Source organism: Cupriavidus sp. HMR-1, from assembly GCF_000319775.1.
Classification (GTDB): domain Bacteria; phylum Pseudomonadota; class Gammaproteobacteria; order Burkholderiales; family Burkholderiaceae; genus Cupriavidus; species Cupriavidus metallidurans.
In genome coordinates this window covers 1-1,394 of the sequence record NZ_ANKP01000014.1, presented here as the reverse complement: position 1 = coordinate 1,394, position 1,394 = coordinate 1, and the positions used below count along the sequence as shown (strand labels likewise).

Here is a 1,394-nt window from a genome sequence, read left to right as displayed (position 1 = left end):
GCCTCCTGCCGATCGGCCAGCGCGGCGTCGGCTTGCTGACGGCCGGCGGACGGCACCCAGTCCGAGATCGCAATGAAGCCGGCCAGATCGCCGCGCCGGATCGCATCGGCCAACCCGGCCTTGATCGCTTCCTCGCGCGCGAGCACCTCGTCCGGCGTCGCACCGCGCACGAGGATGAACTGCGCCGGGCTGGGCGTGCCCAACAACTGCCCTGCCGTGCGTTGCGCCTCGATCAGCGCGGGCGGCGAACTCTGCAGTTGCCGGATGTCGTCGGCAACGCGCACCTGCCAGATGCCGGTCACGATGAACAGCATCAACACGCCAAGCGCCAGCCAGGTACGCCGGTCATTGCGTGCGTACGGCCAGCGCGCCAGGCTATCGGCAAGCCAGGTGGAAAGACGCGTCGGACGCAGGTTGCCCCTATCGAGCAAAGGGAACCAGAACAGCACGGTCAGGAATGCCGTGATCAGGCCAACCGCGGAAAACAACGCCATCTGGCGCAGCCCGGGGAACGGTGCGATGCCAAGCGCGAGATAGGCCACTACGCTCGTAGACAACGCCAGCGCCAGTCCGGGCGCCAGGAAGCGCATCACGGCAGGTGGTGTCGCGCGTGGCATGGCCTGGCGCGTCACAAAATAGTGGATGCCGAAATCCTCGGCCACCCCGACCAGACTGGCGCCGAACACCAGCGTGATCAGGTGGACGCGGTCGAAGACGATCGCCGTGGCGGAGATCGCTGCCGCCGTCCCGATCAGCAGTGACAGCCCCACCAGCACGATGGGCCGCAGCGACCGGAAGGCCAGCCACACCAGCAGCAGCACCGCGGCCAGCGAGCCCCATCCGATCACATTCATTTCCCAGTTGGCCTGCGCGGCCGCGGCTTCGGCGTGCAGCGGGATGCCGGCCGTCACCACGCGCACGCCGTCGTCGCCCTGACGCGCCGCCGCTTCTGCCGCATGGAGCAGGTCGCCGTAGTCGGTGCTGCCATTGGCGGAAAACGCGGGCTTGGTGATCCGATAGGTCAACAGCACCCAATCCTTGCCTTCGCCGGTCACCGTTGCCAGACCATCGCGCTCATGCACGCGGGTCACCGCCGCGCGAGACAGCCACCAGTTCTGCCACAGCCCGAGCGGGTCCGACGCCCAATCGGTCAGGCGCGGTCCGGTGGAAAACTGGTAGAGCCGCGTCAGCGCCTGCTGCGCGAGCGTATCGGCATCGGTCGTCCGCAGTGTCTCGCGCTGCGCGTCGGTCAGAAGCCCGTCGCGCCACGGCCGGTAGAACGCCAGCGCCGCATCGAAATCGAACGCGGCAATCTTGTCGACGGGCTTCAGCAACGCGCTGCCGCCGGACGTGGCCTGCGAGAAGCGCTGCGCCGCCGCGCGCGTGCGGGCCCA

The 1,394-nt window shown here is 68.6% G+C and carries 1 pseudogene; it reads right to left on the bottom strand.

The features are described 5' to 3' along the window. Positions 1 to 1,394 (bottom strand): annotated as a pseudogene (locus tag D769_RS00225) (hypothetical protein); the annotation flags it as partial.